Annotated in this window: 26 protein-coding genes and 1 pseudogene; 26 read left to right on the top strand and 1 reads right to left on the bottom strand. The window is 31.5% G+C overall.

Features of this window, described 5'->3' with window-relative positions; genetic code table 11:
- Positions 1-93 precede the first annotated feature (93 nt).
- The 14 genes from dnaJ to recO all read left to right on the top strand — a co-directional run bounded on the left by dnaJ (position 94) and on the right by recO (position 11327).
- The gene (dnaJ, locus tag AC1RRU_RS06310) at positions 94-1227 is read left to right on the top strand and encodes a molecular chaperone DnaJ (RefSeq protein WP_046464802.1); all 1134 of its coding nucleotides are present in this window, start codon (positions 94-96) and stop codon (positions 1225-1227) included.
- A 4-nt stretch (positions 1228-1231) separates the two neighbouring features.
- Positions 1232-2170: a 50S ribosomal protein L11 methyltransferase gene (gene prmA / locus AC1RRU_RS06305; RefSeq protein WP_046464803.1), complete on the top strand. Its 939-nt coding sequence runs from the start codon at positions 1232-1234 to the stop codon at positions 2168-2170.
- A 1-nt stretch (position 2171) separates the two neighbouring features.
- Positions 2172-2924, top strand: coding sequence for a 16S rRNA (uracil(1498)-N(3))-methyltransferase (locus AC1RRU_RS06300; protein ID WP_011275636.1), 753 nt, complete (start codon positions 2172-2174; stop codon positions 2922-2924).
- 5 nt (positions 2925-2929) lie between these two features.
- A complete protein-coding gene (mtaB, locus tag AC1RRU_RS06295) occupies positions 2930-4276 on the top strand; it encodes a tRNA (N(6)-L-threonylcarbamoyladenosine(37)-C(2))-methylthiotransferase MtaB (RefSeq protein WP_033080110.1) in 1347 nt (448 codons plus the stop codon).
- 129 nt (positions 4277-4405) lie between these two features.
- Positions 4406-4582: a 30S ribosomal protein S21 gene (gene rpsU, locus AC1RRU_RS06290; protein WP_000048060.1), complete on the top strand. Its 177-nt coding sequence runs from the start codon at positions 4406-4408 to the stop codon at positions 4580-4582.
- Positions 4583-4739: 157 nt separating this feature from the next.
- The gene (locus tag AC1RRU_RS06285) at positions 4740-5450 is read left to right on the top strand and encodes an NfeD family protein (RefSeq protein ID WP_011275638.1); all 711 of its coding nucleotides are present in this window, start codon (positions 4740-4742) and stop codon (positions 5448-5450) included.
- A gap of 12 nt (positions 5451-5462) precedes the next feature.
- A complete protein-coding gene (gene floA, locus AC1RRU_RS06280; protein ID WP_011275639.1) occupies positions 5463-6449 on the top strand; it encodes a flotillin-like protein FloA in 987 nt (328 codons plus the stop codon).
- 18 nt (positions 6450-6467) lie between these two features.
- On the top strand, positions 6468-7157 hold the full coding sequence (locus AC1RRU_RS06275) for a hypothetical protein (RefSeq protein ID WP_016931117.1): 690 nt from the start codon (positions 6468-6470) through the stop codon (positions 7155-7157).
- Between the two features lie 312 nt (positions 7158-7469).
- Positions 7470-8417: a PhoH family protein gene (locus tag AC1RRU_RS06270; RefSeq protein ID WP_011275641.1), complete on the top strand. Its 948-nt coding sequence runs from the start codon at positions 7470-7472 to the stop codon at positions 8415-8417.
- On the top strand, positions 8418-8879 hold the full coding sequence (gene ybeY / locus AC1RRU_RS06265) for an rRNA maturation RNase YbeY (protein WP_011275642.1): 462 nt from the start codon (positions 8418-8420) through the stop codon (positions 8877-8879).
- Between the two features lie 4 nt (positions 8880-8883).
- Entirely contained in the window at positions 8884-9219 is a 336-nt protein-coding gene (locus tag AC1RRU_RS06260; protein WP_029376660.1) for a diacylglycerol kinase family protein, read from the top strand.
- 19 nt (positions 9220-9238) lie between these two features.
- Positions 9239-9643 (top strand): cytidine deaminase, encoded by a 405-nt coding sequence (cdd, locus tag AC1RRU_RS06255; protein WP_011275644.1) that lies wholly within the window; start codon positions 9239-9241, stop codon positions 9641-9643.
- Positions 9644-10543 (top strand): GTPase Era, encoded by a 900-nt coding sequence (era, locus tag AC1RRU_RS06250; RefSeq protein ID WP_011275645.1) that lies wholly within the window; start codon positions 9644-9646, stop codon positions 10541-10543.
- Between the two features lie 31 nt (positions 10544-10574).
- Positions 10575-11327 (top strand): DNA repair protein RecO, encoded by a 753-nt coding sequence (recO, locus tag AC1RRU_RS06245; protein ID WP_011275646.1) that lies wholly within the window; start codon positions 10575-10577, stop codon positions 11325-11327.
- 77 nt (positions 11328-11404) lie between these two features.
- Here the strand turns inward: recO and AC1RRU_RS06240 are convergent, their stop codons facing one another.
- Positions 11405-12796 (bottom strand): glycine--tRNA ligase, encoded by a 1392-nt coding sequence (locus AC1RRU_RS06240; RefSeq protein ID WP_011275647.1) that lies wholly within the window; start codon positions 12794-12796, stop codon positions 11405-11407.
- Between the two features lie 338 nt (positions 12797-13134).
- On the opposite strand from AC1RRU_RS06240, the gene ccpN reads away from it, so the two are divergent.
- From ccpN to AC1RRU_RS06180, 12 genes and pseudogenes are all read left to right on the top strand, one after another.
- Positions 13135-13758 carry a transcriptional regulator CcpN gene (ccpN, locus tag AC1RRU_RS06235; RefSeq protein WP_075140644.1) on the top strand — a complete coding sequence of 208 codons (624 nt, stop codon included), beginning with the start codon at positions 13135-13137 and terminating at the stop codon, positions 13756-13758.
- An 11-nt stretch (positions 13759-13769) separates the two neighbouring features.
- Positions 13770-14585 carry a pyruvate, water dikinase regulatory protein gene (locus tag AC1RRU_RS06230; RefSeq protein ID WP_011275649.1) on the top strand — a complete coding sequence of 272 codons (816 nt, stop codon included), beginning with the start codon at positions 13770-13772 and terminating at the stop codon, positions 14583-14585.
- A gap of 59 nt (positions 14586-14644) precedes the next feature.
- Entirely contained in the window at positions 14645-16450 is a 1806-nt protein-coding gene (dnaG, locus tag AC1RRU_RS06225) for a DNA primase (protein WP_016931115.1), read from the top strand.
- 300 nt (positions 16451-16750) lie between these two features.
- On the top strand, positions 16751-17857 hold the full coding sequence (gene rpoD / locus AC1RRU_RS06220) for an RNA polymerase sigma factor RpoD (protein WP_011275651.1): 1107 nt from the start codon (positions 16751-16753) through the stop codon (positions 17855-17857).
- Between the two features lie 188 nt (positions 17858-18045).
- Entirely contained in the window at positions 18046-18735 is a 690-nt protein-coding gene (locus AC1RRU_RS06215) for a tRNA (adenine(22)-N(1))-methyltransferase (RefSeq protein ID WP_493196472.1), read from the top strand.
- The gene (locus AC1RRU_RS06210; RefSeq protein ID WP_011275653.1) at positions 18725-19825 is read left to right on the top strand and encodes a Nif3-like dinuclear metal center hexameric protein; all 1101 of its coding nucleotides are present in this window, start codon (positions 18725-18727) and stop codon (positions 19823-19825) included. Before AC1RRU_RS06215 ends, AC1RRU_RS06210 begins: the two co-directional genes overlap by 11 nt.
- Before the next feature lie 47 nt (positions 19826-19872).
- Positions 19873-21219 carry a DEAD/DEAH box helicase gene (locus AC1RRU_RS06205; RefSeq protein ID WP_048667946.1) on the top strand — a complete coding sequence of 449 codons (1347 nt, stop codon included), beginning with the start codon at positions 19873-19875 and terminating at the stop codon, positions 21217-21219.
- A gap of 9 nt (positions 21220-21228) precedes the next feature.
- Complete coding sequence (locus tag AC1RRU_RS06200; protein ID WP_011275655.1) at positions 21229-22119, top strand: deoxyribonuclease IV; 891 nt, start codon at positions 21229-21231, stop codon at positions 22117-22119.
- A 248-nt stretch (positions 22120-22367) separates the two neighbouring features.
- On the top strand, positions 22368-23144 hold the full coding sequence (locus AC1RRU_RS06195) for a metal ABC transporter ATP-binding protein (RefSeq protein ID WP_493196470.1): 777 nt from the start codon (positions 22368-22370) through the stop codon (positions 23142-23144).
- Positions 23145-23206: 62 nt separating this feature from the next.
- Positions 23207-24069: pseudogene (locus tag AC1RRU_RS06190) on the top strand (metal ABC transporter permease).
- A complete protein-coding gene (locus AC1RRU_RS06185) occupies positions 24056-24478 on the top strand; it encodes a Fur family transcriptional regulator (protein WP_011275658.1) in 423 nt (140 codons plus the stop codon). The pseudogene AC1RRU_RS06190 and the gene AC1RRU_RS06185 overlap by 14 nt, the downstream one beginning before the upstream one ends.
- Before the next feature lie 455 nt (positions 24479-24933).
- A complete protein-coding gene (locus AC1RRU_RS06180; protein ID WP_037558187.1) occupies positions 24934-25533 on the top strand; it encodes a superoxide dismutase in 600 nt (199 codons plus the stop codon).
- Positions 25534-25555: the final 22 nt, after the last annotated feature.

Here is a 25555-nt window from a genome sequence, read left to right as displayed (position 1 = left end):
AGTCAAAGTCAATTGAACATTGGCTTTGACTTTTTCTTTTATAACTTCGTTCTTTTAAACCTAGTTAATAATTAAGTTAAGGGAGAGATGATTGTGGCTAAAAGAGACTATTATGAAGTCCTAGGTGTAAGTAAAGATGCATCTAAAGATGAAATCAAAAAAGCATATCGTAAATTATCAAAAAAATATCACCCTGATATCAATAAAGAAGAGGGTGCAGATGAGAAATTTAAAGAGATTTCAGAAGCTTACGAAGTCCTAAGCGATGATAATAAAAAAGCAAATTATGACCAATTTGGTCACGACGGACCTCAAGGTGGTTTTGGTGGTCAAGGATTTAGTGGCCAAGACTTTAGTGGATTTGGTGGAGGTGGATTTGAAGACATCTTCAGTACATTCTTTGGTGGCTCACGTCAAAGAGATCCTAATGCACCAAGAAAAGGTGATGATCTACAATATACAATGACACTAGAATTTGAAGAAGCTGTATTTGGGACTAAAAAAGAAATCTCAATTCGTAAAGATGTGACATGTCACACTTGTAATGGCGATGGTGCTAAACCAGGTACTAGTAAAAAAACATGTAGTTATTGTAATGGGGCAGGTCACGTGTCAGTTGAGCAAAATACAATTTTAGGCCGTGTACGAACGCAACAAACATGTCCAAAATGTGATGGAACAGGTCAAGAATTCGAAGAACCATGCCCAACTTGTCATGGTAAAGGTACAGAAAATAAAACAGTTAAATTAGAAGTAACTGTACCTGAAGGTGTAGATAATGACCAACAAATTAGACTTGCTGGCGAAGGAACACCAGGAGAAAACGGCGGACCACATGGCGACTTGTATGTCGTATTTAGGGTCAAACCATCTGATAAATTTGAACGTGACGGAGACGATCTTTATTACAATTTAGATGTTAGTTTCCCTCAGGCTTCTCTTGGGGATGAAATAAAAGTTCCAACACTCAATGGTAATGTTATGTTGACAATTCCTTCTGGCACTCAAACTGGTAAACAGTTCCGATTAAAAGATAAAGGTGTCAAAAATGTTCATGGATATGGTCATGGTGATTTATTTGTTAATATTAAAGTAGTTACACCTACAAAACTAACAGATAGACAAAAAGAAATAATGAGAGAGTTTGCTGAATTAAATGGTGAATCGATTGAAGAACAACCATCTAATTTTAAAGACAGAGCACGCAAATTCTTTAAAGGAGAATAACCGAATGAACTGGACAGAACTTTCGATTGTTGTAAACCATGAAGTTGAACCTTTAGTAACTGATATATTAGAAAATTATGGATCAAATGGTGTTGTAATTGAAGATTCTAATGATTTAATTAATCAACCTGCCGATAAATTCGGTGAAATTTATGAACTGAAACAAGAAGATTATCCTGAAAAAGGTGTCCGATTAAAAGCTTATTTCAACGAATTAAAGTTTGATGATTCTCTAAGAAATAAAATTAAGACAGCTGTTACTAACCTTGAAAATATTGATTCAACTGTTTTAAATTTTTCTGAGCAAACTATAGCTGAAGTAGATTGGGAGAACGAGTGGAAAAATTATTTTCATCCCTTTAGAGCCTCAGAAAAATTCACAATTGTGCCAAGTTGGGAACAATACACTAAAGAAGATGATTCTGAAATGTGTATTGAATTAGACCCAGGTATGGCATTTGGAACTGGAGATCATCCAACAACAAGCATGTGTCTAAAAGCAATTGAGACCTATGTTGATCCTGACAATTCCGTCATTGATGTTGGAACAGGTTCTGGTATATTAAGTATTGCCAGTCATTTACTTGGAGTTAAAAGAATTAAAGCTTTGGATATTGATGAATTGGCTGTTAACGTTGCTAAAGAAAACTTTGCTAAAAATCATTGTGAAGATGCAATTGAAGCTGTACCAGGAAACTTATTAAAGAATGAAACTGAAAAATTTGATATTGTTATTGCAAATATTTTAGCTCATATTATTGAAGATATGATTGAAGATGCTTATAATACTCTAAATAAAGATGGTTATTTTATAACATCAGGCATTATAGAGGAAAAACATAAACAAATATTAAATAAAATGCAAAATGTTGGATTTGATATTAAATCAGTAAATCATGACAATGGTTGGGTATGTATTGTAGGTCAGAAAGTGAGTGAATAATTTGCAAAGATACTTTATCGATCAAAACGCTGATGAAAGTCAGCGTTTTTTTATAACAAATAAAGAAGATATACATCATATTACTAATGTGATGAGAAATACAATTGGTAATCAGATTATTATAACATTTAAAGATAAAATAGTTTTTAAATCGGAAATTATTACTATTGAAAATGAATCAATTGAAATTAAACTAATAGAGCAGATTGATATCAATTCAGAGTTACCAGTACAAGTTACTATATGTAGTGGATTAATTAAAGCCGATAAATATGAATGGCTAATTCAAAAAGCTACTGAATTAGGTGCTGATAGTTTTATAGTTGTAGAAATGGACAGATCTGTAGTAAAACTTACCCCAAATAAAGTTCAAAAAAAATTAGAACGCTGGCAAAAGATTATTAAAGAGGCTGCTGAACAAAGTTATCGCTTAATTATTCCTAATATAATTTTTAAGTCGAATTTAAATGAGATTTATGATACTATTAATCATTATGACTATATCTTGTTAGCATACGAAGATGAAGCAAAACGTGGTGAAGTTAGTCTTTTTAAAGAAACCTTGAAAAAGTTTAAAACTAACGATCGTATTTTATTAATATTTGGTCCTGAAGGCGGCTTTTCAGAAAAAGAAATCACTTTATTAAATGAAACGAGTTTCAATGTTGGTTTAGGACCTCGAATTTTACGGGCAGAAACGGCGCCACTTTACGCTTTAAGTGCTATCAGTTATGAAAATGAATTAATGGGGTGAATATTATGTCAACAGTTGCGTTTCACACATTGGGTTGCAAAGTAAACCATTATGAAACTGAAGCAATTTGGCAATTATTTAAAGACGCTAATTATGACAGAGTTGATTTTGAAACTAATGCAGACGTCTTCGTAATCAACACTTGTACAGTAACAAATACTGGAGATAAAAAAAGTAGACAAATAATTAGAAGAGCAATTCGACAAAATCCAGACGCAGTGGTATGTGTGACAGGGTGTTATGCTCAGACATCTTCTGCAGAAATCATGGAAATTCCTGGCGTAGATGTAGTGGTGGGTACACAGGATAGACATAAACTATTAGACTATATCCAACAGTTCAGAGAAGAACGTCAACCAATCAATGGTGTTGGAAATATCATGAAAAATCGTACGTATGAAGAATTAGATGTACCATATTTTACTGATAGAACAAGAGCTTCACTAAAGATCCAAGAAGGGTGTAATAATTTCTGTACATTTTGTATCATACCATGGGCGCGTGGACTAATGCGTTCACGTAATCCAGAAAAAGTGGTTGAACAAGCTACTCAATTAGTTAACGCTGGTTATAAAGAAATTGTTTTAACAGGTATTCATACCGGTGGCTATGGTCAAGATTTAAAAGATTATAATTTGGCACAGTTACTCCGTGATTTAGAAGAAATTGATGGACTTGAACGAATTAGAATTTCTTCTATTGAAGCCAGTCAATTAACTGATGAGGTCATAGATGTTCTAAAACGTTCAAATAAAGTTGTTAGACATTTACATGTTCCATTACAATCAGGTTCAGATACTGTTTTAAAACGAATGAGACGTAAATATACTATGGAACATTTTTCAGAAAGAATCACGAAATTACATGATGCGCTACCAAATTTAGCTGTTACAAGCGATGTTATAGTTGGATTTCCAGGTGAAACGGAAGAAGAATTCCAAGAAACTTATGATTTTATTGTTAAACACAAATTCTCTGAATTACATGTCTTCCCTTATTCAGCTAGAATTGGTACACCTGCTGCTCGTATGGATGATCAAATTGATGAAACTATCAAAAATGAACGTGTGCATAAATTAATCACGTTAAGTGATCAATTAGCTAAAGAATATGCCTCTAAATTTGAAGATGAAGTTTTAGAAGTTATTCCTGAAGAAGCTGGTGAGATAGAAGGAACATTGGTGGGATATGCTGACAACTATATGAAAGTACAATTTGAAGGCAATGACTCTTTAATCGGTCAAATTGTAAAAGTAAAAATCGCTAAAGCTGATTATCCTATTAATAAAGGTAAAGTCGTGAGAATTGTGGAACACGCAACGAACAAATCTGAAGAAGGCGTATTATTATAATTTTTAAAATTTATAATAATTTGGAATTGACCATAATAAATTCATATATTATACTAAGTAAAGCATAGTTGTATCTTACTATGCAATGACTTTAAAGTTCCGTTGATATTTGGAGGGAGGGAAATACAGATGTCTAAAACAGTAGTACGTAAAAATGAATCACTTGAAGATGCATTACGTAGATTTAAACGTTCAGTATCTAAAAGTGGTACTATCCAAGAAGTACGTAAACGTGAATTTTACGAAAAACCAAGTGTTAAACGTAAAAAGAAATCAGAAGCTGCACGTAAACGTAAATTCAAATAATTAATAACTCTGTTGACTCCCTCAACAAGAATATTAATTATATATATGCTCTCGATTAGTTAAACTAGTCGAGAGCTTTTTTATGTTAAAGATTCTACTATCACTATTATAACTAAGTGTATTCATGTATAATCGAAATTGAGAGCGAGGTGAAATTGTGAACTATTTCAATGCAATACATACAGTTATCAATTCCATTTTAACTACTAATAATTTATTCAATAATCTATCTCAGATTGTAACGAGTCCATTAATATCACTTATATTAACGTGTATCATTTTTTTAGGCTTTTTATATCAATTGTATTCGAAGCGTATTAATTTTGCAGGAATTATCGCAATGCTTGCACTTTTAATTCTCTTCCTCGGCTTTTTAATTAACGGTGATGTTAATCTTATTTCTGTATTGCTATTCTTCGTTGGAGCAATACTCGTTATTATCGAATTATTTGTCATTGGCGCAATCATAGGTATTATTGGCATATCATTGATTATACTTAGCATCATTATGTTAGGAGATAACATTCTTTTAATGCTATTAAATGTTGTGATTGCATCAATATTGGCAATTATTGAATGGGTGATATTAGTGAAATGGTTTAAAAGGAAAATTCCATTTTTAGATAAAGTTGTGTTAAAAGATTCTACTAATTCAGAAGCAGGATATAGATCTCACGATGATCGTTCTCATTTAGTTGGTCAAACAGCTCGTACTGTGACAGATTTAAGACCTGCAGGAATTATAACGCTTGATAATGAAAGAATAGATGCCGTATCAGATGGCGCTTTTATTTTAAGAAATAAGGAAGTTAAAATTCTTGAGGTAGAAGGATCTAGAGTTGTTGTTAGAGAAATTGAAAATACATAGAGGAGTGGTTAAATGTTTGGATTAGGCATTATAGTTATAGCAGTTATCATTGTTATTGCTTTACTAGTGTTATTCTCATTTGTCCCAGTAGGACTTTGGATATCAGCAATTGCTGCTGGAGTTAAAGTAGGTATTGGAACATTAGTAGGTATGAGATTACGTCGAGTATCACCGCGTAAGGTAATTGGTCCATTAATTAAAGCACATAAAGCAGGTTTGAACCTTACAACAAATCAATTAGAATCACATTACTTAGCAGGTGGTAATGTAGATAGAGTAGTCGACGCTAATATTGCTGCTCAACGTGCAGATATTAACTTACCATTCGAACGTGGTGCAGCTATTGACTTAGCTGGACGTGACGTTCTTGAAGCAGTTCAAATGTCTGTAAACCCTAAAGTAATTGAGACACCGTTTATTACTGGTGTTGCAATGAACGGTATAGAAGTAAAAGCGAAAGCTAGAATTACTGTACGTGCAAACATCTCTCGTTTAGTTGGTGGTTCCGGAGAAGAAACAATCATTGCTCGTGTAGGTGAAGGTATTGTTTCTACTATTGGTTCAAGTGAGCATCATACACAAGTACTTGAGAACCCTGATAACATTTCTAAGACTGTCTTAAGTAAAGGTCTTGATTCAGGTACAGCCTTCGAAATTTTATCTATTGATATCGCTGACGTAGATATTGGCAAAAATATCGGTGCTGACTTACAAACAGAACAAGCACTTGCAGATAAGAATATTGCACAAGCTAAAGCTGAAGAACGTCGTGCTATGGCCGTAGCTTCTGAACAAGAAATGAAAGCGCGTGTTCAAGAAATGCGTGCTAAAGTGGTTGAAGCAGAATCTGAAGTTCCACTTGCGATGGCAGAAGCATTACGTGAAGGCAATTTGGGTGTCAAAGATTACTACAATTTAAAAAACGTAGAGGCTGACACTGGCATGAGAAATGCGATAAACAAACGTACTGAACAAAATGAAGATGAATCACCAAAGTAAAATTTAAGGGGTGATTAGATGAATATTGGTATTATAATTTTTATAATATCCATAATTGTTACAGGTATTAGTGCGATGAGGGATAAAAGTCATGAACATAGAAAAAATCAAAGACCCCCTCATCCAAAAAAGTCAACTTCTGACAAAAAAGAAACTCATGAAAAAGGGTTTTTTGAGCAAATTGAAGAAGCATTTAGTGAGTTAGAAAAGGAATTTACAAACGAAGATAAAACAACTAACCAACAAAAGAAAGATAAACAAACTAACACTAAACGTGTTTATCAGGATCAAAAACTTGAAAAAGAAATCGAAAAAGAGAGCGTACCAGAGGAATTAGAGCGTTCTGCAAGACAACGTGGCAGAGTTGAAAGAGAAACACGTCAATCTGCCAATTCACGCGAGAGCAATAGAGACTCGAATAAACTTCAAAAAGAATTAGAAAAACAACTTGTAGACGATTTATATAACGTACGTACAGAAATCGACCGTGAAAAAGAAAAACAACTTTCTAGAATTGAAAATAATGCAAGAGCTATTATCAATGATAAAAATCTATCTGAACGTACCAAACGCTATAGATTAAAACAATTGTTAAATAGTAAAGCAATAGAACAAGATATGACACATCAAAGTTTTCAGTTTGATAATGATCCTGTTGTAAATGGTATTCTATGGCAAGAAATTCTCAATAAACCTAAACAATTATAATTTGAAGAAATGTTATTATTTTATAATTAAAGATTATATTTAACCCGAATTTCATTTTTAAATGATTTTCGGGTTGTTTTATTTAATTAAAAAGAAAAGGCTCATATTACAATTTAATAAATCAGCACATAAAGCCAATTAAATTTGTATACTTTAACAGACTTTAGTAAAATTTAAATGAAAGTAAATTTACTAAACTCAATTAAGTTTTATTTTTTTGAAGATTAACAAATCATGTTTAATTTTTGAATCTTAAGTGAAACTGATATAATCAAAAGATTTTACATTGTTTAAGTGAAAAGGAGCGCTTGTATGCCAGGAATAATTCAAATAGACGATATTAACCATTCTCAAGCATTAATTGGTAATAATGATGAACATATTAATGCGATTGAGGAGGCATTTGATGTCGAAATACATGCTCGTGGCCAAGAAATAGCAGTCAAAGGCCAAAAAATAGAGCCTGTAGAAAAGTCAGAATTAGTTCTTAAAAATTTATTAAAAGTAATTGAAATGGGTAACACAATTACATTAAAAGATGTAGAAGCTGCAATAAAAATGGCTAAAAATGATACAATACATCACCTTATTGATTTATATGACGAAGAAATTACAAAAGATGCTTACGGAAAAACTATTAGAGCAAAAACTATGGGACAAAGACTATATGTTAATGCAATGAAGAATAATGACTTAGTCTTTGGCATTGGGCCTGCAGGTACTGGTAAAACTTTTTTAGCAGTGGTATATGCAGCTAAACAACTAAGAAAGGGCTCAGTAAAACGTATTGTATTAACAAGACCAGCTGTAGAAGCAGGAGAGTCTCTTGGATTTTTACCCGGTGATTTAAAAGAAAAAGTAGACCCTTATTTAAGACCTCTTTATGACGGATTAAACACTGTATTAGGAAGAGAACAAACTGCCCGATTTATAGAGAGAGGTACTATTGAAATTGCGCCTTTAGCCTATATGCGTGGTCGTACACTTGATGATGCGTTTGTAATTTTAGATGAAGCTCAAAATACAACGCATGCTCAAATGAAAATGTTCTTAACACGACTTGGGTTTAGTTCTAAAATGGTAGTAACAGGAGATCAAACTCAAATCGATTTACCAAAAGGTGTTAAAAGTGGATTAAAAGAAGCTGTCAAAAAATTACATGGTGTCAAAGGAATTAATATTATGCAATTAGATCAAAGTGATGTTGTAAGACACCCATTAGTAAGTAAAATAATTGATCGCTATGAAGGAGACATTTAAATGTTTACAATTGATTTTAATGATCATACAGACCTGGTAAATGAATCTTGGTATCATCAGATTGAAGATTTACTAAATTTTGCTAAAGAACAAGAGCAAATTAACGAGGATGCTGAACTTTCAGTCACATTCGTAGATAAAAATGAAATTCAAGAAATAAATAAAACTTATCGCGATAAAGATAAAGTAACAGATGTTATTTCATTCGCTCTTGAAGAAGACGAACCAGAAATTGTTGGACTAGATATGCCTAGAGTTCTTGGTGATATTATTATCTGCACTAATGTAGCTGAAGAGCAAGCTGACTCATTTGGGCATTCATTTGAAAGAGAACTTGGATTTTTAGCGCTTCATGGATTTTTACATTTATTAGGTTATGATCATATGAATGAAGAAGATGAGAAAGTAATGTTTAGCCGTCAAGACACTATACTAAACGCATATGGATTGACTAGAGATTAAACATATTAAACGTTTTAAACATACGTATGATGGGTTAAAAACGCTTCTTCTAAAAGATCATAATTATTTACTACATATCATTATTGCTTTTATAACAATTATTTTAGGTTATATTTATCAATTGAGTGCTATAGAATGGTTATTTATATTATTAGCCATCTTTTTAGTATTAACCTTAGAAGCAGTTAATACTGCAATTGAATGTGTAGTTGATTTAGTTACAATGGATTATCATGAACTTGCTAAACAAGCTAAAGATATTGCCGCATTTAGTGTTATGTTGGTATCAATATTTGCTTTAATAACTGGATTAGTTGTATTTTTACCTCATATTTTCTAACTATAAAGGGGATGTTTAAATGACTTATCAATCACATTATTTTCAAGAAGCTAGAGAGGCTCAGAGCCGTGCGTATGTACCATATAGCAACTTTAAAGTAGGTGCTTATTTAAAGACCAAAGACGGCCGTACGTTCTATGGCGCTAATGTTGAAAATGCAGCTTACCCTGCTACCATTTGTGCTGAACGTTCTAGTTTAGTGGCCGCAATTTCTGAAGGTTATCGACCTGGAGATTTTGAATCAATAACAGTAACTGTTGATTCTGAAAAACCTTCTTCTCCTTGCGGAACTTGTAGACAGGTACTTAAAGAATTATGCGATGATGATATGCCGGTATATATGACAAACCATAAAGGGGAATTACTTGAGTCAACTGTGGGTGATTTATTACCACATGGCTTTTCAGGAAAGGATTTAGAATAAATGACAGAACATAAGTCAGGATTTGTATCAATAATAGGAAGACCGAATGTAGGAAAATCTACATTTATGAATAGAGTTATTGGCCATAAAATTGCAATTATGTCCGACAAGGCTCAAACAACTCGAAATAAAATTCAAGGTGTAATGACTAGAAATGATGCGCAAATCATATTTTTAGACACACCAGGTATTCATAAGCCTAAACACAAATTAGGTGATTATATGATGCGTGTTGCAAAAAATACTCTATCTGAAATTGATGCAATCATGTTCATGGTTAACGTCAATGAAGAAATTGGTCGTGGCGATGAATATATCATGGAAATGCTAAAGAATGTTAAGACACCCGTTTTCTTAGTATTAAATAAAATCGATTTAGTTCATCCTGATGCTTTAATGCCAAGAATAGAACAATATCAAAAATACATGAATTTTACTGAAATTGTACCAATATCTGCATTAGAAGGACTAAATGTCGACCATTTTATAGATGTGCTAAAAACATATTTACCTGAAGGTCCAAAATACTATCCGGATGATCAAATCTCAGATCACCCTGAACAGTTTGTAGTCAGTGAAATCATACGTGAGAAAATTTTACATTTAACTAGTGAAGAAATCCCGCATGCAATAGGCGTAAATGTAGATAGAATGATTAAAGAAAATGACGAGCGTGTTAGAGTTGAAGCTACTATTTATGTTGAGAGAGACTCACAAAAAGGTATTGTTATCGGTAAAGGCGGCAAAAAACTAAAAGAAGTCGGTAAAAGAGCAAGACATGATATTGAAATGTTACTAGGCTCAAAAGTTTATTTAGAACTTTGGGTAAAAGTTCAAAAAGATTGGAGAAATAAAGTTAATTTTATTCGTCAAATGGGATATATTGAAGATCAAGATTAAACATATTTGATTTTAGAAAGGTCGTGAAACTATGCTCGAAAAGCAAAAAGGTATCATCATAAAGTCCGTAGATTATGGAGAATCTGATAAAATTATTACAATATTAAACGAGCATGGTGCAAAAATACCATTAATGGTTAGACGAGCTAAAAAATCAAAAACAGGTTTACAAGCCCATACGCAACTATTTGTGTATGGCTTATTTATTTATAATAAATGGAAAGGTATGGGTACATTAAGTTCAGTTGATGTTATCAATCAATATTATGATTTACGTTTAGATATATTTAATAGTAGTTATGCTACGTTATGTACAGAGGCAATTGAACGTTCTATGGATAATGATGACATTTCACCATTCCATTACAAACTTTTACACTTCGTACTTGAAAAGATCTCAAATGGTGATTCAGCTCAATTAATGTCAATTATAGTTCTTTTAAAATGTATGAATCGTTTTGGGTTTACAGCATTTTTTAATCACTCAGCTATTTCAAATAGCTATGATCAATCAAAATTAGTTGCGTATAGTTTTGTATATGATGGAACTATTCTTGAATCAGAATTATATAAAGACCCACATGCCTTTCGAATATCTAACAAAACGTTATACTTATTAGATGTTTTACAAAAATTACCCATTGATAAAATGAATCAATTTAACATTAGTCAAGAAATATTAGATGAAATGTCTGAATTAATATTATTAATCTATAAAGAATATGCAGGCATGTACTTTAAAGGTCAAAAGCTAATTAACCAACTTAAACGTATAGAATATTAATATACAACAATACTCACACTTAAAACCCCACCACAAAGAAATTTGAGGTGGGGTTAGTACTAATTATTCATTTTTTATTAGAATGCCACTTTTTCTGCTAAAAATGTTTCTAACTCTGAAATAGGCATACGCACTTGTTCCATTGAATCACGGTCACGTACTGTAACTTGATTATCTTCTAATGAGTCAAAATCAAATGTAATACAATATGGTGTACCAATTTCATCTTGTCTACGGTAACGTTTACCAATTGATTGAGACTCGTCAAAATCAATTGCAAATTTAGAACTTAATTGTTCGAAAATCTTAATAGCTTCTTCAGATAATTTTTTACTTAATGGTAAAACAGCCGCTTTATAAGGTGCTAGAGCAGGGTGGAAATGCATCACTGTACGAGCATCTTTGCTTCCTTCAACACCTTCTTCTTCATATGCATCACATAAGAATGCTAATGTAACACGATCAGCACCAAGAGATGGTTCAATACAGTATGGAACATACTTTTCGTTTGTTTCAGGGTCGTGATATTTAAAGTCTTCACCTGAATGTTCACTATGTTTTTTCAAGTCAAAGTCAGTACGGCTTGCGATACCCCATAATTCACCCCAACCAAATGGGAAGCGATATTCGATATCTGTCGTAGCATTAGAGTAATGAGATAACTCTTCTTCGTCATGGTCACGTAATCTCATGTTTTCTTCATTGATATTTAAATCTTTTAACCATTGACTAGCAAATGTTTTCCAATAATTTTGCCATTCAATTTCTTCACCAGGTTTACAGAAGAATTCCAATTCCATTTGTTCGAATTCTCTAGTTCTGAAGATGAAGTTTCCTGGTGTAATTTCATTACGGAATGACTTACCAATTTGGCCAATACCAAATGGTAATTTTTTACGCATAGAACGTTGCACGTTTTTGTAATTCACAAAAATACCTTGTGCTGTTTCTGGTCTTAAGAAGATTTCATTTGTAGAATCTTCTGTAACACCTTGGAATGTTTTAAACATAAGATTAAATTGACGAATATCTGTCCAATTAGCAGTTCCACTTACCGGACACACAATACCTTCATCATCAATAATACGTTTCATTTCATCGAAACTCAAACCATCAGCGATAAAGTTTTCGTCGCCTTTTTCTTTTTGCATGTAATCTTCAATTAATTTATCTGCTCGATAACGAATCTTACTATCTTTATTGTCAATCATAGGATCATTAAAGTTACCTAAGTGACCTGAAGCTTCCCAAGTTTTAGGATTCATTAAAATTGCAGCATCAATACCAACATTAAATGGTGATTGAGTTATGAACTTCTGCCACCATGCTTTTTTTACGTTATTTTTTAATTCAACACCTAATGGGCCATAATCCCATGTATTTGATAATCCACCATAAATATCACTACCAGGAAATACAAATCCTCTGTGTTTCGCTAATGATACAATTGTTTCCATATCTTTAACCATATAATCTCTCCTTATTTAATACATAAAAACGCCCCAAGACAATAAATAAATGTATTAATTACATTTATCATTATCTTGGGACGAGTTAATTTATTATACTATATTGTTTTAATATAGTTGATACCTTAATAACCCGCGGTTCCACCCAAATTAGTGTAGCCACTCTCTTTTATAAAGTTTTAATATTAGCCAAATTAAAATTGTTAAGCTTACACCATCCTTAACTCGCTTACTATTAGTTTAATAGATTGATTATTTAATAGCAAGAAATTATATGTATTTGTAGCTACATTAATAAATAGGTATAATAGACGTGAATAAAAAAGGGGTGAAGACCTATAGAACTTAGTAAAAGACAAGAGCAAATCATTGAAATAGTCAAAAGCGGTGGACCAATCACTGGAGAACACATTGCCGAAAAATTAGATTTAACGCGTGCTACTCTAAGACCTGACCTAGCAATTTTAACTATGTCCGGTTTTTTAGAAGCTAGACCTCGAGTTGGTTATTATTATTCAGGAAAATCTAAAAACAAATTAATGACCGATAAATTACGCCAATATGTTGTTAAAGACTATATGTCTCCACCAGTCATTGTAAAAGAAGATATGACTGTTTATGATGCAATTTGTACCATCTTTTTAGAAGACGCAGGCACTTTATTCATTACAAATGAGCATAATGATTTTATAGGCGTTTGTTCAAGAAAGGATTTGTTACGAGCATCTATGATTGGAGAGGATATTCATACAATGCCTATCAGTGTAAACATGTCTAGAATGCCTAACTTAACTTATTTAGAAGAAGATGAACTTATTATATATGCTGCAGATCAAATGATAGAAAAAGAAATCGACTCAATACCCATTGTGAAAAATAAAGGTAATAATAAATATCAAGTCACTGGTAGAATTTCAAAAACAACAATTGCAAAATTATTTGTATCATTATTTAAAGAATAGGTGGTAGAACGATGGAGAATATAAAGATAATCATCGCATCTGATTCAATTGGAGAAACTGCTGAATTAGTAGCAAGAGCATGTATTTCTCAATTCAATCCAAAGGAATGTAAACATGAATTTTTAAGGTATCCCTATATCGAGACAAAAGAGGACATTGATGAAGTTATTCAAGTAGCAAATGACAGAAATGCAATTATAGTTTATACGCTAGTTAAACCAGAAATGAAAACTTATATGGAAAGTAAGATAGGTACTAATAAGTTACGTTCTATTGATATTATGGGACCATTAATGGGCTATTTGAAAGATGCTTTTGAAGAGAATCCATATAATCAACCTGGTAGAGTCCATCGTTTAGATGACGCATATTTTAAGAAAATTGATGCAATTGAATTTGCGGTAAAATATGATGATGGAAAAGACCCTAAAGGATTACCTAAAGCGGATATAGTATTAATTGGTGTTTCAAGAACATCTAAAACTCCTTTATCTCAATATTTAGCCCATAAAAGTTATAAAGTAATGAACGTTCCAATTGTACCTGAAGTAACGCCACCGGACATGTTATTTGACATTGACTCATCAAAATGCATCGCTTTAAGAATTAGTGAAGAAAAATTAAATCGTATTAGAAAACAACGTTTGAAACAACTTGGATTAGGTGATTCAGCAAGATACGCTAATGAAATACGTATTAAAGAAGAGATTAAATACTTCGAAGATATCGTAGACAGAATTGGATGTGCAGTCATTGATGTATCAGATAAAGCAATTGAAGAAACAGCTAATGATGTTATTAACATAATCGAAAGCCAATCAAAATAGTTTTAATTTATCTTTAAACAAAGTATAATATTATGACTACAATTTATAGGTGATATATATTGCGTATTGAACAATCAGTAATTAATGAAATTAAAGATAAGACCGATATTTTGGATTTAGTAAGTGAATATGTAAAATTAGAAAAGAGAGGACGCAATTACATTGGTTTGTGTCCTTTTCATGATGAGAAGACTCCTTCGTTTACTGTATCTGAAGATAAACAAATTTGTCACTGCTTTGGTTGTAAAAAAGGTGGTAATGTCTTTCAATTTACTCAAGAGATAAAAGATTTATCATTTGTAGAGGCTGTAAAAGAGTTAGGAGAAAGAATTAACATTTCAGTTGATATTGGTAATAGTAGTGACTATACAAGTCAAATAGCATCGAATGATTTAACAATGATTGAGATGCATGAATTAATGCATGAATACTATCAATATGCTTTGCTTAAGACAGTAGAAGGTGAAGAGGCATTAAATTATCTAACAAAACGTGGTTTTACTGAAGAGCTTATTAAATCACGTGGTATTGGTTATGCTCCTAATCATACTCACTTTTGTCATGACTTTTTACAACAAAAAGGTTATGATATAGAACTCGCGTACGAAGCTGGTCTTTTATCGCGAAATGAAGAAAATTTCAGCTATTTTGATAGATTTAGAGATCGCATTATGTTCCCTTTAAATAATGCTCAGGGTCGTATTGTGGGCTATTCAGGTAGAACATACAATAATCAAGAACCTAAATACTTAAACAGCCCGGAAACACCCATATTTCAAAAGAGAAGATTATTATATAATCTTGATAATGCTAGAAAACATATACGAAAAAATGATGAAGCCATATTATTAGAAGGATTTATGGATGTAATTAAATCCGATTCATCAGGACTAAAACCAGTCATCGCAAGTATGGGAACAGCTATATCAGATGAACACATTACTGTTCTTAAAAAATTAACATCTCATATTACTCTAATGTTTGATGGTGATTTCGCTGGTCAAGAAGCAACAATTAAAACTGGGCAACACCTTCTACAACAAGGATTCAATGTTTTTGTTGTTCAATTACCTAAAGATATGGATCCAGATGAGTATATAACAAAATATGGTAATGAAAAATTTCTTGAATATGTAAATAATGAAAAGAAATCATTTATCATTTATAAAGTAAATAAACACAAAGATGAAATTGCTAATAATGACTTAGCTTATGAACGCTATCTTAAAGAAGTTACCCAAGATATTGCATTAATGAATTCTCAAATTTTGCAGAATAAGATAATCAAAGATGTAGCACATTTATTTAATGTGGATTCTAATACTCTAAATAGCAATGTATTGAATCAACAACAATATATTCCTAGCGAGCCTTATATTAATGATTATCAATCATATGATATTGAAATACAAAATAACTCAAATAATTTATTTAGTCATTTATCAAAACATGAAAGTGCTGAAAGAGCCTTACTTAAACATTTTATGAATGATAAAGACTTATTCTTAAATTATCATAAGCAACTTGAAAGTGATGACTTTGATAATCAATTTTTCAAACGTATATATAGTGTTTTAGAAGATTTTTACGCTGAAAATGACAGTTATACAATTAGCGATATGATACTTTACACAGATAATGATAATTTGAGAGATGCAATTATCGCTTTGGATAATTATGATATAAATCAAGAACCTTATGATAGTGAAATAGAAGATTACATGAATGTCATCAATGAATCAAAGTATGGAGATACACTTGAAGAATTAAATCATAAATTACGTGAAGCGTCACGGATAGGCGACGTAGAATTGCAAAAATATTATTTGGAACAAATCGTTAATAAAAATAAAGCTCGTATGTAACTATTACTATAAAACTGCTATGAAAATGCATACTTTAATAAATCATATAAATAGTATTTCTATTTAATAACCATTATTGTATAATGGTTATTATGCGTTTTTAACGGGTAGATATGGAACATAAGTAATATTTAATTAATGTGATGTCGTTTAAATATAATTGATATTAAACATTCAAATATTGAATATGAAATGTTACCATTATTATGAATTTTTATTAATACTTTTCTTATTATATTGAAATATTATATAATTAAATATCTTGTTTGAAAGCATATATTACTATTGGGAGGCCTTTTCATGTCTGATAACCAAGTTAAAATTAAAAAACAAACAATAGATCCGACATTAACATTAGAAGATGTTAAGAAACAATTAATCGATAAAGGTAAAAAGGAAGGTCACCTTAGTCATGAGGAAATAGCCGAAAAATTGCAAAATTTCGATATGGATTCTGATCAAATGGATGATTTCTTTGACCAATTAAATGATAATGATATTAGTTTAGTAAATGAGAAAGATAGCTCAGATACTGATGAAAAATTAAACCCAAATGATTTAAGTGCCCCTCCAGGTGTCAAAATTAATGACCCTGTAAGAATGTACTTAAAAGAAATTGGCCGAGTTAATCTACTAAGTGCTCAAGAAGAAATTGAATTAGCTAAACGAATTGAGCAAGGTGATGAGATTGCTAAGTCTCGTTTAGCAGAAGCTAACCTACGACTTGTTGTAAGTATTGCAAAAAGATATGTAGGTCGTGGCATGTTATTCCTAGATTTAATTCAGGAAGGTAACATGGGATTAATAAAAGCTGTTGAGAAATTTGATTTTAGTAAAGGATTTAAATTCTCCACTTATGCAACTTGGTGGATTCGACAAGCAATTACAAGAGCGATTGCCGACCAAGCACGTACAATTAGAATTCCAGTTCACATGGTTGAAACAATTAATAAGTTAATACGTGTTCAAAGACAATTATTACAAGATTTAGGTCGTGATCCTGCACCTGAAGAAATCGGAGAAGAGATGGATTTACCTCCAGAAAAAGTACGTGAAATTCTTAAAATTGCTCAAGAACCAGTATCATTAGAAACGCCAATAGGTGAGGAAGATGATAGTCATTTAGGTGACTTCATTGAAGACCAAGAGGCGCAAAGTCCATCTGATCATGCAGCTTACGAACTTTTAAAAGAACAATTAGAAGATGTTTTAGATACGCTTACTGACCGTGAAGAAAATGTTTTACGCTTAAGATTTGGTTTAGATGATGGTCGAACAAGAACACTTGAAGAAGTTGGTAAAGTCTTTGGTGTTACGCGTGAAAGAATTCGTCAAATTGAAGCTAAAGCTTTAAGAAAGCTTAGACATCCAAGTCGTAGCAAGCGACTAAAAGACTTTATGGATTAATAAATAAAATAATTCGAGTTTAAATTGATTTATTTTTCATTACACATTATAGATTGAACACTTATATACGAGTCGAATTAGTAATGATTACACTTTGTTATAGGTGTTACTATAATGTGCTTTAGAAAAATGCTAGACTGAGACACTTAACTTTGTCCCAGTCTCTTTTTATAGTAAAGGAGATATCTATGATAACTTTAAACCAAAGATTAACTACTGTGTGCAACTATCTTGTTCCGGGAAACTTAGCTGACATTGGTTCAGACCATGCCTATCTTCCTATCTATGCGATTCAACATGGTCTAATTACACATGCTATTGCAGGTGAAGTCATAAAAGGGCCTTTTGAAGCAGCGAAAAAGAATGTGTCAGATAATCAGCTCAATAATGTTATCGATGTTCGATTAGGGGACGGATTAAGTGTACTTCGTCAGAATGAATCTATTCAAAATATAACAATTTGTGGCATGGGTGGTCCGCTTATAGCAAGAATATTGAATGAAGGACGCATTCACTTAGCAAATGGTCCTAGATTAATCTTACAAAGTAATATTCAAACTGAAGTATTAAGATACACGCTCATGACACTGAATTACCAAATCATAGAAGAAGTCATTTTAGAAGAGAAAGGACATATCTATGAAATTGTGGTTGCAGCGCATATGGGTCATCAGGAACATTTAGACAAAAAAGAATTAAAATTTGGACCGAAATTATTACAAAATAAAAATGAAATATTTTATAAAAAATGGCGTCATGAATTAGAAGCTTTAAATCACATTCGTAATCAATTGAATTCAGAGTTACATCATGAGAGACTTAAAGAGATAGATAATGATATATCATTAATAACAGAGGTGTTAAATAATGAAAATTAAACAATTAATGTCTATTATCGATACACATGTGCCATTAGAGACAGCTGAGAATTGGGACAATGTTGGATTACTTATAGGTAATCATGAATCTGAAATCAATGGTATATTAACGACTTTGGATTGTACAGATGTGATTGTTAACCAAGCTATCGACAAAGGCTATAATACGATTATTGCTCACCATCCTTTGATTTTTAAAGGGGTAAAATCAATCATTGATGATGGCTATGGTCAATTAATTAAAAAAATAATTCGTCACAATATCAACCTTATTGCGTTGCACACAAATCTAGACAATTACGTTTACGGTGTTAACCAAATGTTGGCTAATAAATTAAAATTGCAAGATATACAATTTTTAAATCAAGAGAATGAAACGTATTATAAAGTTCAAACATATATACCTAAGGATAATGTAGAAAACTTTAAAGATAGTCTTGATAAACATGGACTTGCCAAAGAAGGTAATTACGAGTATTGTTTTTATGAAACTGAAGGTAAAGGCCAATTTAAACCTGTAGGAAATGCTAATCCACATCTAGGTCAGCTGAATAACATAGAATATGTAAATGAAGTTAAAATTGAATTCATGATTAAAGCTAGCCAATATGCATTAGCTGAAAAAGCAATTATAGACAATCATCCTTATGAAACTCCTGTCTATGATTTTATTAAAATGACTAAAACTGCAAATTATGGTCTTGGCAAAATTGGCACTTTAGAAGATGCGATGTCATTAACAGACTTTGTAAAATTTGTGAAACATGAACTTGATATCCCAAGTGTTCGATATACAGGCGATGCTAATAAACATATCCAAAAAGTAGCTATCATCGGTGGTGCGGGAATTGGTTATGAGGCACTTGCATTTAACAAAGGTGCAGACATCTTTATAACTGGAGATGTTAAACACCACGATGCATTAGATGCACAAACGTATGGTATGACCATTTTAGATATCAATCATTACAGTGAGTATGTGATGAGAGAGGGACTTAAAGAATTATTAGAACAATGGCTATATGATGAAAGTATAGATTTTCCAATTGATGCTTCTAATATCAATACCGATCCATTCAACTACATGTAAATTGAATTAAAACAACTTCAACTGAATATTTTAAGGAGGCCAAATCGATGGCAACTCACCCATTTGAATTATTTAATTTAGACTCAAAACTTATAGAAGCAATTAAAGACTTAAAATTTGATAAACCAACTGAAATACAAAATAGAATAATTCCAAGAATTAAAAAAGGCGTAAATTTAATAGGTCAATCTCAAACAGGTACAGGGAAATCGCATGCATTTTTATTACCGTTAATAGATAAAATAGATGTTGAAAATAAAGAACCTCAATCTATCGTGGTGGCACCTACAAGAGAATTAGCACAACAGTTATATCAGGCAGCAAATCATCTAGCTACTTTTAAACAGGGCATTAAAGTTAGTTTGTTTATTGGTGGTACAGATATTGAGAAAGATAGACAGCGTACAAGTAATCAACCGCAATTAGTAATAGGAACACCGACTAGAATTAATGATCTAGCTCAAAGTGGGCATCTACATGCGCATTTGGCATCTTATCTTATAGTGGATGAAGCTGATTTAATGATTGATTTAGGATTAATTGAAGATGTAGATTTAATTGCTTCACGCTTAGATGAAAATTCACATATAGCTGTCTTCAGTGCTACAATTCCTAAATCATTACAACCATTTTTAAATAAATATCTAAGCAATCCGGAATATGTAGAAGTGGATTCCAAGTCTCAAAATAAAAAAAATATTGAATTCTATTTAATTCCAACTAAAGGAACTGAAAAAGTAGATAAAACACTTCAATTAATCGATATTTTAAATCCATACCTAGGTATCGTTTTCTGTAATAGTAGAGATAATGCGGATGAGCTGGCAAATTCACTCAATGCTGCTGGAATTAAAGTTGGCATGATACACGGAGGTTTAACACCAAGAGAGCGTAAGCAACAAATGAAACGTATACGCAATTTAGAGTTTCAATTTGTAATCGCAAGTGATCTAGCTTCTCGAGGTATAGACATTGAAGGCGTTAGTCATGTTATTAATTTTGACGTACCTAAAGATATTGACTTCTTTACACACCGTGTGGGCAGAACAGGTAGAGGTAATTATAAAGGTGTGGCAATAACACTCTATAGTCCGGATGAAGAACATTTAATCACACTAATTGAAGATAAAGGCTACCATTTTGAAAATGTTGATGTTAAAAATAATGAATTAACACCAATTAAAGCACATAATACTCGACGTAAGCGTGTAAGAAAAGACGATCACTTAACGAACGAAGTGAAGCATAAAGTGCGAAGTAAGACTAAAAATAAAGTCAAACCAGGTTATAAAAAGAAATTCAAACAAGAAGTCGAAAGAATGAAGAGACAAGAAAGAAAACAATTTAGTAAAAGACAAAATAGACAACAACGAAAAAATAATAAAAAGGGTTAGGTGAAAGCAATGTTACTTGGGTCACATGTTTCCATGAGTGGTAAAAAGATGTTAGAAGGTTCTGCAGAAGAAGCACACAAATTTGGTGAGTCTACATTTATGATTTATACTGGCGCACCTCAAAACACAAGAAGAAAGAGCATAGAGGATTTAAATATCGAAAAAGGACATGAGGCCATGGATAAATATGGTTTATCTAATTTAGTCGTCCATGCTCCATATATTATAAACATCGCTAACACTACAAAACCGGAAGTCTTTCAATTAGGGGTAGATTTCCTTCAAAATGAAATTGAACGAACACAAGCTTTAGGTGCTAAAGATATTGTTCTACATCCTGGTTCACATGTGGGCGCTGGTGCTGATAAAGGTATTCAACAGATTATTAAAGGTTTGAATGAAGTTTTAACTCATGATAATGATGTGCGTATCGCTCTAGAAACTATGGCTGGAAAAGGATCTGAAGTAGGACGCACGTTCGAAGAAATTGCTCAGATCATTGATGGCGTCACACATAATGATCGATTATCAATCTGTTTCGATACATGTCACACTCATGATGCTGGATATAACATTAAAGAGGATTTTGATGGTGTATTAAATGAATTTGATAAAATTATTGGCTTAGATCGAATAAAAGTGGTTCATGTTAATGATAGTAAAAATGAGCAAGGTGCTCATAAAGATAGACATGAAAATATTGGATTCGGTCACATTGGATTTGACGCATTAAATTATGTAGTACACCATGATGTTTTCAAAGATATTCCTAAAATTTTAGAAACACCCTATGTTGGTGAAGATAAAAAAAATAAAAAACCACCTTATAAATTTGAGATAGAGATGTTAAAAGCACAACAATTTGATTCAGAATTAAAAGATAAAATTCTTCAACAATAATTACTATTAATTGGAAGCTGAATCAACTATTAATATTTAGGGCTATGATGAAATAAAGCAATAGCTGTATAACCTTAAGAAGCGTTAGACCTTAACTTTTCACAGACTTAATAATTTTCACAGGAGTGATACATTGAATTTTACAATAATTCTGTATCGCTCCATTTTATTATCTTTCAAATCAAGTCGTAAACATTACTATTTACAACTTCCAAACTTAATTGTATAGTATTAAACGAGGTGAAATAATGAATCAACCTGTTTTTGAATTAAAAAATATCGATTATCAATTTGATAATAAACAAGTTTTAGAAAATATTAATATACACATAAATAAAGGTGAATTTTTAGCAATTGTGGGTCCCAATGGAGCAGGTAAGTCTACTTTACTAAAAATCATATTAGGGTTGCTTCCGTTGCAAAAGGGCGAAATATATATAGATGGTAAATCATATAAAAAGCAAAATCAATCTGCTTTAAAGATAAGTTACGTATCACAAAAAGCTACAGCTTTTAATGCTGGATTTCCAGCAAGTGTTAAAGAAGTGGTACTTAGTGGTCTTACTAAAACTAAAAAGTTATTTCAAAAATTTAATAAAAAAGATGAAGCACTTGTCGATAAAGTTTTAACAAGATTAAATATCAATCATCTTATCAACAAAAATATTGCAGAACTTTCCGGCGGACAACAACAGCGTGTATTAATTGCGAGAGCTTTAATCTCCAATCCTTCTGTCTTAGTTTTAGATGAACCTACAAATGGTATTGATGCAAAACATGTAAGTGAATTTTATGAAACGCTTGAAAAATTAAAAGATGAAGGTATAACGATTATATTAGTAACACATGACATTGGCGTTGTAGCTGATACAGCAACAAAAGTAGCATGCTTAAATAAACATTTACATTTCCATGGATCAACCGAGGACTTCAAAAGACTAGACGAAGTTGAAATTTCTAAAATTTATGGTCACCCCATTAAATTTGTAGATCATCAACATAATAGAGAATGTTGTGAAGTTTAAAATTTAATATATTAGGAGTAACAAAATGAATGTATTAATTAAACAAGTAAGTGGTGATATCTATGATTGAAGCGTTATTAAATTTCGACTTCATGAGATATTCATTACTTAGTGGTATTTTAATTGGATTTATTGCACCTTTAATTGGGGCTTTTATAGTTGTAAGAAGATTATCTTTGATTGCAGATGCGCTTAGCCATGTTACATTAGGCGGCATCTCATTTGGCATGTTTATACTAACTTTGTCACCCGCACTAGCTATTATTAATCCTATGTGGTTTGGTATATTATTTGCTATCGTAGGTGCGCTTTTAATTGAAAAGTTAAGAACATCGTATTCTAATTATCAAGAGATTGCCATACCAATTATTATGAGCGCAGGGATTGCACTAAGTGCCATTTTTATTTCTCTTGCAGATGGATTTAACCAAGAAATTGTAGGTTTACTATTTGGTTCCATAAGTGCGGTCAGCCTTAGTGATTTATTAACGGTTGTAGTTATATCAATTGTCGTTGTTTTATTTATTACTTTATTTTATAAAGAATTATTTATACTTTCATTTGACGAAGAATATAGTAGAGTTATAAATATTCCTAAATGGATTCAATTTTTATTTATAGTTATAGTGGCTATGGTAATTTCTGCTTCAATGAGAGTGGTTGGCATACTTTTAGTCAGTGCATTAATAACATTACCCATTGCTATAGCAATGAGAATAACTAAAGGTTTCAAACAATTAATCATTTTAAGTGTCATAATTGGCGAATTTTCAGTTATAATGGGCCTTGTTTTAGCATTTTATATGAATATTTCACCAGGTGGTGTTATTGTAGTACTATTAGTTTTATTATTAGGACTTACAATGTTATTCCAAAAATCAATTGTAAGACTTAAAAAGGGGCAATAACTTATGAATACAAATGATGCAATTAAAATTTTAAAAGATAATGGTTTGAAATATACTAAGAAACGTGAAGATATGATTAATATTTTTGTTAAAGAAGATAAATACATTAATGCAAAACATATTCAACAACAATTAGACAAAGATTATCCAGGTATCTCTTTCGATACAATTTATCGTAATTTACATTTATTTAAAGACTTAAAAATTATTGAGAGTACTGAATTAGATGGTGAAATGAAATTTAGAATTGCTTGTATGAATCATCACCATCATCACTTTATTTGTGAAAATTGTGGTGATACTAAAGTCATTGATTTTTGCCCAATTGATCAAATAAAGGTGTATCTACCTAATGTAGATATTCACACCCATAAATTAGAAGTTTATGGCGTATGCGAAGAATGTCAAAAACAAAACTCAAAATAAAATTTTATGAATTATAAATATCAATTGTTTTTGCTAATATACTTAAATAATTTAAAAATGAATTATTGTAAGACAAAATTGCAAATATATATTAGCAATCTAAACTGAGAAAGTGTTAATTGTAGCTTTCTCAGTTTTTTTGAGTCAGTTGACTGAAATTCCATTAAAAATTTAATAGATTTACAAAATAGAAAACAATTCATACTCCAGTTTAATTTAACAATCTTAAAATTAAATGTAATTAAAAAAATTTGATATACATAGGTCAAAAGTAGGAATTATTTAAAAATAACCAATTATAGTCTGTAATTATGTTTAAAAGTTATCATTTTGAGTTATATTATAAAAGTAAGATGATAATAAGCGTATTAATATTAGTTGCAAGCAAATATTTTGTTGCTTAGTTAATAACTTGTTATTATAAATGTAACGAATTTTTAGGAGGATGATTAATTATGGCTTTTGAATTACCAAATTTACCATATGCAGCAGATGCATTAGAACCACACATTGACAAACAAACTATGGAAATCCATCATGACAAACACCACAACACGTATGTTACCAAATTAAATTCTGCAGTTGAGGGAACAGATCTTGAATCTAAATCAATTGAAGAAATTGTTGCTAATTTAGATAGTGTACCTGAAGATATTCAAACAGCTGTTCGTAATAATGGTGGCGGACACTTAAATCACTCATTATTCTGGGAATTATTAACTCCTAATTCTGAAGAAAAAGGTACTGTTGTTGATAAAATCAAAGAACAATGGGGCTCTTTAGATGAATTCAAAAAAGAATTCGCTGACAAAGCAGCAGCTCGTTTCGGTTCAGGTTGGGCATGGTTAGTAGTTAACAATGGTCAGTTAGAAATTGTTACTACACCTAACCAAGATAACCCATTAACGGAAGGTAAAACACCTATCTTAGGTTTAGATGTTTGGGAACACGCATATTACCTTAAATATCAAAACAAACGTCCAGATTATATTAGTGCTTTCTGGAATGTTGTTAACTGGGAAAAAGTTGACGAATTATACAATGCAACAAAATAATTCTATATCTCCTATTTAACAT

It is taken from the genome of Staphylococcus sp. GW821-FHT11H10, from assembly GCF_058807855.1.
This window is presented reverse-complemented; position numbering and strand designations above follow the sequence as displayed.